The organism is Thioclava sp. (genome assembly GCF_048263065.1).
GTDB lineage: Bacteria > Pseudomonadota > Alphaproteobacteria > Rhodobacterales > Rhodobacteraceae > Thioclava.
Genome location: NZ_JBLXEM010000068.1, coordinates 1 through 6,445, shown reverse-complemented (window position 1 = coordinate 6,445; position 6,445 = coordinate 1). Strand labels below are relative to the sequence as shown.

The 6,445-nt window shown below is 58.1% G+C and carries 6 protein-coding genes and 3 pseudogenes; 8 read left to right on the top strand and 1 reads right to left on the bottom strand.

Annotated features, from left to right (window positions below; translation table 11 throughout):
* Both ACN0SD_RS20725 and ACN0SD_RS20720 read left to right on the top strand, forming a co-directional pair.
* A partial coding sequence (locus ACN0SD_RS20725; RefSeq protein ID WP_417810057.1) for a gamma-butyrobetaine hydroxylase-like domain-containing protein occupies positions 1 to 623 on the top strand: 623 nt, incomplete at its 5' end.
* Entirely contained in the window at positions 616 to 1,857 is a 1,242-nt protein-coding gene (locus tag ACN0SD_RS20720; protein ID WP_417810056.1) for a NifU family protein, read from the top strand. The genes ACN0SD_RS20725 and ACN0SD_RS20720, both read left to right, overlap by 8 nt.
* A 38-nt stretch (positions 1,858 to 1,895) precedes the next feature.
* Here ACN0SD_RS20720 and ACN0SD_RS20715 read toward each other — a convergent pair whose 3' ends face one another.
* On the bottom strand, positions 1,896 to 2,150 hold the full coding sequence (locus tag ACN0SD_RS20715) for a hypothetical protein (RefSeq protein ID WP_417810055.1): 255 nt from the start codon (positions 2,148 to 2,150) through the stop codon (positions 1,896 to 1,898).
* 78 nt (positions 2,151 to 2,228) lie between these two features.
* On the opposite strand from ACN0SD_RS20715, the pseudogene istB reads away from it, so the two are divergent.
* From istB to ACN0SD_RS20685, 6 genes and pseudogenes are all read left to right on the top strand, one after another.
* A pseudogene (gene istB / locus ACN0SD_RS20710) lies at positions 2,229 to 3,030 on the top strand (IS21-like element helper ATPase IstB).
* A 22-nt stretch (positions 3,031 to 3,052) separates the two neighbouring features.
* Positions 3,053 to 3,157 (top strand): annotated as a pseudogene (locus ACN0SD_RS20705) (integrase core domain-containing protein); the annotation flags it as partial.
* A 208-nt stretch (positions 3,158 to 3,365) separates the two neighbouring features.
* Positions 3,366 to 3,698, top strand: coding sequence for a helix-turn-helix transcriptional regulator (locus ACN0SD_RS20700; protein WP_417810054.1), 333 nt, complete (start codon positions 3,366 to 3,368; stop codon positions 3,696 to 3,698).
* On the top strand, positions 3,688 to 5,004 hold the full coding sequence (locus tag ACN0SD_RS20695; protein WP_417810053.1) for a type II toxin-antitoxin system HipA family toxin: 1,317 nt from the start codon (positions 3,688 to 3,690) through the stop codon (positions 5,002 to 5,004). Before ACN0SD_RS20700 ends, ACN0SD_RS20695 begins: the two co-directional genes overlap by 11 nt.
* Before the next feature lie 231 nt (positions 5,005 to 5,235).
* On the top strand, positions 5,236 to 6,120 hold the full coding sequence (locus tag ACN0SD_RS20690; protein ID WP_417810052.1) for a helix-turn-helix domain-containing protein: 885 nt from the start codon (positions 5,236 to 5,238) through the stop codon (positions 6,118 to 6,120).
* 62 nt (positions 6,121 to 6,182) lie between these two features.
* Positions 6,183 to 6,308 (top strand): annotated as a pseudogene (locus ACN0SD_RS20685) (IS3 family transposase); the annotation flags it as partial.
* Positions 6,309 to 6,445 lie beyond the last annotated feature (137 nt).

The following is a 6,445-nucleotide window of genomic DNA, read 5'->3' as shown; positions in this document are numbered from 1 at the left end:
TGAGCGGGTTTACCTGCCCGTCATGCGGCGAGGTCACGCATATTTTCCATCAGGGCGGCGCAAGCAAGATTGCGACCTCATTGGGGGTGGCGTTCCTTGGGGCGGTGCCGCTTGATCCGGCTATCGTTGATAGTGGCGACAATGGCGTGCCGCTGGTCGTCGCCGCCCCCGACAGCCCTGCCGCGCGAGCCTATAGTGCCATCGCTGATACGTTGACGGGCGATATCGCGCCCGCGCCGGGTGTGCAGATTCCGTTTGACTGGCATCTGGACACCGGAACCGGCAAGCCTGATCCCGTCACACCCCAACCCGCGATTGCGACAGACCGTCTACTGGCATTGGATTTTGATGCGCAGGGGCTAAAGATCCGCTGGTCAGAGCATACCCAAACCATCGACCCGCGCGATTTGCGACTGGCGTGCAATTGCGCGGCGTGTCGTGACGAAATCAGCGGCAAGCGGTTGCTGAACCCCGCGCAGGTGCCCGCAGATGTGGTGCCGGCGCGGATCTGGAGCGTTGGAAACTATGCAATCGGGGTGGCGTTCAGCGATGGGCACGCCTCGGGTATCTATCCGCTTGGCACGTTGCGCGCGATTGAAACGACGCAGGCCGAAGATGTCTGAGGCTCCCATGCCACGCCGGATACGCGCACAGGCATCAACGCTTGATGCGCAAACGATGCGGTTCATCCTTGAGACACCGATCCCGCCCGGCAAGGCGGGCCAGTTTGACGCCCCGGATGCGGAGGTGCCGCTGGCTGTGGCGTTATTCGACATCGATGGCGTGCGAAAGCTGACGGTGAGCGGCGAGACGATTGTGCTGACCTGCGCCCCCGGTTGCGACTGGGGCGCGCTCAAGGCACCGGTTGCCGCCGCGATCCGGGCTGTGCTTGCGCAAAGCGATCAACCGCTTGGACCGCTGGGGGCTGGGGCAACGCCGCTTACCGGTGACACGGCGCTGCTGGCAAGGACAAACGAGGTTCTCGAAGCGCAGGCCAACCCCTCAATCGCCAAGCACGGCGGTCGTGTAAGCGCGGAAAGTTTCAGGGACGGGGTCGTCTATCTGCGTATGTCGGGGGGCTGTCATGGCTGTGCGGCCTCGTCACGTACATTGCGCGAGGGGGTCGAGCGTATTTTGCGTGCGGCCCTGCCAGAGATCCGCGAAATCATCGACCTGACGGACCATGCAAGCGGTGAAAATCCGTTTTATCAGGACGGTTCGGGCCAGCCGCCCACGTTTACGCGCATGGTTCCTCCCGAGCACATCGCTTGGAAAGAAGGCGCGTTGACGATCAACCCGGACTATCTGGCACCGCGCCTTGGGTTGGCGCGCGCGCAATTTCTGGCCGGCCTGGAAAGCGGCGAAGTCACGTTCACAAACGAGGCCGCGTCCGGCACAGATACAGACATCACCCTTGTAATCGTGCGCACGTCGCTGCGGGCATGGGCGGCCGAGGTGCTGGCAGATGGAACCGCAAGAGAAGTGCCACCGCCGCGACTGACGACGGCGGCGGCGGATCGCCCTGCAAACGCCCTGTCGCGCCGGGTGCGGGCACACCTTGCCGCATTGCCTACCGACAAGCTGCCGATCACCTATGTCGGTCTCGCGCGTGCGTTAGGCCTGTATGCGCCGGGATCGGTGCGCAAGATCACCGCCGCACTCGAGGTCACCATGCGCGAGGATGCCGCCGCCGGGCGCGCGTTCATTGCCGCCCGCGCGGTATCACGCGGCCCTACTCAAAGCCCAGGCCAAGGCTTTTTCGAGCTGGCCCGTGCGCTGGGGCAGGGCGCACGATCTGGCGAAACCGAAGCAGAGTTTCACCACCGCCAAATGCTGGCCAGCGGCGCACCGGTATGACGGCAGGTGGCACCGCGACGGGCCGATTGGCGATGCGCCTACATACGCAGGTAATACACCAACAGGTCAAACTGTAGGAACGACAGCACCAATGCGGCGTTTAGCACCCAGGCCACGCTTAACAATCGCGTCAGATCCCGCCAGAACGGCGCCGCGTTGGGGGCGCATCGCCAGAGTCCGACGACAAGCCAGCCACAATAGCAGGCCGAAACAAGGATCAGCCCCTGCTGCAAGGCGATCTCGTGCAGATCGAAGGCGGTAAAAAACAGCGCCGCTATGACCGAACTGGCCACAACGCCATACCTGCCGCGCGCGCATGTCGAGACGATCTCGGCCGCCAGCTATATGGCCCTGACGTCGGAGGCGGCGGAATGAGTGACGCCCCGAAGATCCTGCTCGCGGATCATCTGAAGACGCTAAAGCTGCCGACCTTCCTGAGGGAATACGACAAGCTCGCCCGACAATGCGCCGCCGAAGGCCAGGATCACGTCCAGTTCCTGGCTCGCCTGGTCGAGTTGGAACTGATCGACCGGGAACGGCGGATGATCGAGCGGCGCATCAAGGCGGCGAAGCTCCCGACCGCTAAGAGCCTCGACAGCTTCGACTTCAAGGCGATCCCCAAGCTGAACAAGATGCAGGTTCTGGAACTGGCCCGCTGCGAATGGCCTTACGGCGATGCTGGAATCGCCTACCGGCTAACAGATAGAGCGGCGTGATAACGTCATCGCTCTCGGGCCGAGCTGCACGGGCAAGACCCATGTTGCCCTCGGGCTCGGGCTAGCGGCCTGCCAGAAAGGCGTGCCGGTCCGCCTCACCACGGCTGCCGCGCTGGTCAACGAGTTGATGGAAGCCCGCGACGAACGACGGCTGCTCCGTCTGCAAAAGCAGATGGGCACCGTCAAGCTGCTCATCATCGATGAGCTGGGCTTCGTGCCGTTATCCAAGACCGGTGCAGAGCTTTTGTTCGAGTTGATGTCGCAGCGCTACGAGCGCGGCTCCACGATGATCACCAGCAACCTGCCGTTCGACGAATGGACCGAAACCTTCGGCACCGAACGCCTGACTGGCGCTCTTCTCGATCGGCTGACCCACCATGTCAGCATCCTCGAGATGAATGGTGAGAGCTACAGGCTCGCCCAAAGCCGCGCCCAAAAAGTCGAAGCAGGCACCTGATCACCCGTCACAGGATTGGCCCTGGAGAAACCACTACAACACCAAACGACCCCATAGTGCCCTGGGCTATCGCCCACCTGCGCCTGAGGCCATCGTAACGATGGACCAAAGGCCGATCATGCACTAACTTTTAGTTTGGACCACTCAAGTGGGGCTGCTCACCGACCTTCAAGAAAATTGCACACATTCACGTTCATTTAGCTGAACGCAAAGTGCTCATATGTTCAGTTAATTGCACAAGTATTTGACTCCATGCCTTCAATGAGTGTAAATGTTCATTAGGTTGGACGCAAAGCACCTTTACGTCTATCTAACCACACAAAGGCATGTGCAACATGAAGCGCAAAAGAAGTTACTCGCGGATTACGAAACAAGCGCTGTCGATCTTCGGCAAATTGATCCGCGTTGGCCGTACTGAGCGCGGCATGACGGCGCAAGAACTTGCAGATCGCGCCGGGATCAGCCGCACCACTCTCTACAACATCGAAAAAGGCGCGCCCGGCCCAGAGATTGGCACGGTCTTCGAGGTTGCAGCACTCGTCGGCATCCGACTGTTTGATTTCGACGACCGCACTTTAGCCATGCACAGTGCCCGCCTTGACGCAAAACTAACGCTGTTGCCCAAGAGCGTTCGGGCCTCCAAGCAGGAGGTCGACGATGACTTCTAAGTTTGCTCAACACAAAGATGCCTTTGTCTGGATTTGGCTGCCGGAAAATGCAGACCCTGTGGTTGCCGGGCGCATCACACAAGACGGGACTCGTTGCGTCTTCAACTACGGCGCCAGCTATCTCGACCACAAAAATGCGATCCCGATATACGAGCCGGAGCTCCCGCTCCGCCGCGGCCTCATTGAGCCGGCCGCTAGCCTGTCCATGGCGAGTTGCATCCGCGACGGTTCTCCGGATGCCTGGGGCCGTAGAGTCATCATTAACCGTCTGGTAGGTGCGAAAGCCGCCGAGGCCGAAACCAGTAGTATCTCCGAGATCTCCTACTTGCTTGAAACCGGCTCTGACCGCATTGGGGCCCTCGACTTCCAAAAGTCCGCGACAGAATATGTTCCGCGCCTAAAGTCAGGGGCGACATACGAAGAGCTCATTGAGGCGGCAGACCGTATTGAAAAAGGCGTACCACTGACACCTGCACTCGATCAAGCGCTCAACCATGGGACCTCAATTGGGGGTGCGCGCCCAAAAGCACTCATTGATCGTGGTGACCGCAAGATGATCGCAAAGTTCTCGTCGAGCAGCGATCTTTACAGCGTTGTGAAGGCGGAATTCATCGCGATGAAGCTCGGTGCGGCGAGCGGTCTTAATGTGGCGCCGGTTTCGATGATCGCGGCAGGGGGCAAGGACGTGCTCTTGATTGAACGCTTCGATCGGACCCAAGCGAACGGGGGTTGGCATCGCAAAGCCATGGTGTCTGCGCTGACAATACTCGGGCTTGATGAGATGATGGCGCGCTACGCCTCCTATGAAGATCTTGCCGAGATCATCCGTCACCGATTCACCGAGCCCAAGAAAACGCTTCGGGAATTATACGGGAGAATTTGTTTCAACATCCTATGTGGTAACACGGACGATCACGCGCGAAACCATGCTGCTTTTTGGGACGGCAAGATGCTCACGCTCTCTCCAGCATATGATATCTGTCCGCAAGGTCGAACTGGCAATGAGGCGACGCAGGCAATGCTTATTCGGGGTGAGAACCGCATGAGCACGCTCAACAGCTGCATCGCTGCGGCACCTGATTTCTTGCTCACCGATGATGAGGCGATCGCTATCATCGAGCAACAAATTAACACGATCGCTGGTGAATGGGAGGGGGTCTGTCAAGAGGCTGAACTCAGCGAGACTGACAAGAATCTTTTTGCCGGTCGCCAATTCCTGAACGCCTATTGCATCGAAGATCTGCCCGAAAAATATGCCGCGCTGAACCGTCTCTTTGATAGATCGCGCAGTCACATCGTAAATTGATGCCACTGTGTCTCAAATTGTGCAGCACGGATTGGAGCACTATGCCCCAATTCTTTTCACTCGGATAAAGGAAATGTCCCGCGAGTAACGGCATATCTACAGAAAAAAGATGGGCCGCCCGCGCACAGACACTGAAGCCATCACGCTTCGCTTGGGCTTGCTTACATTTGCGCTTGTGTATGGTCTGTTTTTCTTTCTATTTCATACGCTTTGATGGAAAGAAATTTTAGCATGTCTTCACTTCAGATCTTAAAAAGTCAACGTCGCGCTCTCGGTCTGTCGCAAGTTCAGGTCGCCACGCGTGCTGGCATCAGCGTCCCCACATTGCGTGAACTCGAAAATGAGCAAGGCACCATCCGTTCGCTGGCGGCTGTATTGCCAGTGCTCAATTTGCGCTGGGCTTGGGCACAAAATAACGAGCGTGCTGTTGAGGCACTCCACGAAAGGCGCAGAGCGTTGGGATTATCGCAAGCCGAAGTGGCGCGCCGTGTCGGTTGTAATCGGCTCACTGTCATTAGCTTAGAGAAGACATTCGTCGGTCGCGTGCCAACGCTGCTGAAAATGCTCACGGTTCTTCGAATGCGCAAAGTGGTTCAGCCAATAGGCGCCGAGAAGGGGCGGCCGCTGATTCCGGCATCAAACGGGTCAGAGCAGGATATCGTCATGACACCGCCTGCGCTTGCACGGGCGATCATCGGGCATTTTTCGCATGCCATGTCGGGTAAAATTCTTGATCCCTCGCGCGGGGAAGGGGCCTTCTACAACCAGTTTCCCAGTCATCTCGAGCGGGATTGGTGCGAAGTTTCTGAGGGGCGCGATTTTTTCACCTGTGACGAGAGGGTGGATTGGGTGATGACAAATCCACCCTGGTCGCAAATTAGGGCGTTTACCCAGCATGCGATGCGGGTTGCGGATAATATTGTCTGGCTTGCCCCATTGACGAATATTACGACGAAAGCGAGGTTGCGCGATCTCGAAGAACACGGCTTTGGCGTATCGGAATTGCTCTTTGTCGATACGCCAAAAAGTGATGGCTGGCCACAAAGCGGGTTTCAGATCGTCGCGGCGCATTTGCGCAAAGGATATCGCGGCGATTGGCGAGTCGGAAGGCTTTAGGTCGTTTTGGAACAGCGCGATTGTGTTCGGCCTTCCGAGATACTGATGTCGGCGGTCATCCTTGGGAGTCACGATTAAAGGCAGAGGTTGCAATTTTCGAATACATCAACGGCTTCTATAATTCTCGCCGCCGACATTCAGCACTCGGCTGGAAAAGCCCCGTCGCTTTCGAACTAAAGGTGGCTTAAACGAGGACTCGGAGCGGCACGAAAGCTTGACAGGACCAGGTCAAATCTCGGTGACAATACAGGGGGGTGCGGACAAAAACTTGGACTGTTTTCACGGCATAAGGCCGAGGCTTTTACGGTATTCGATTGGGCTTCTG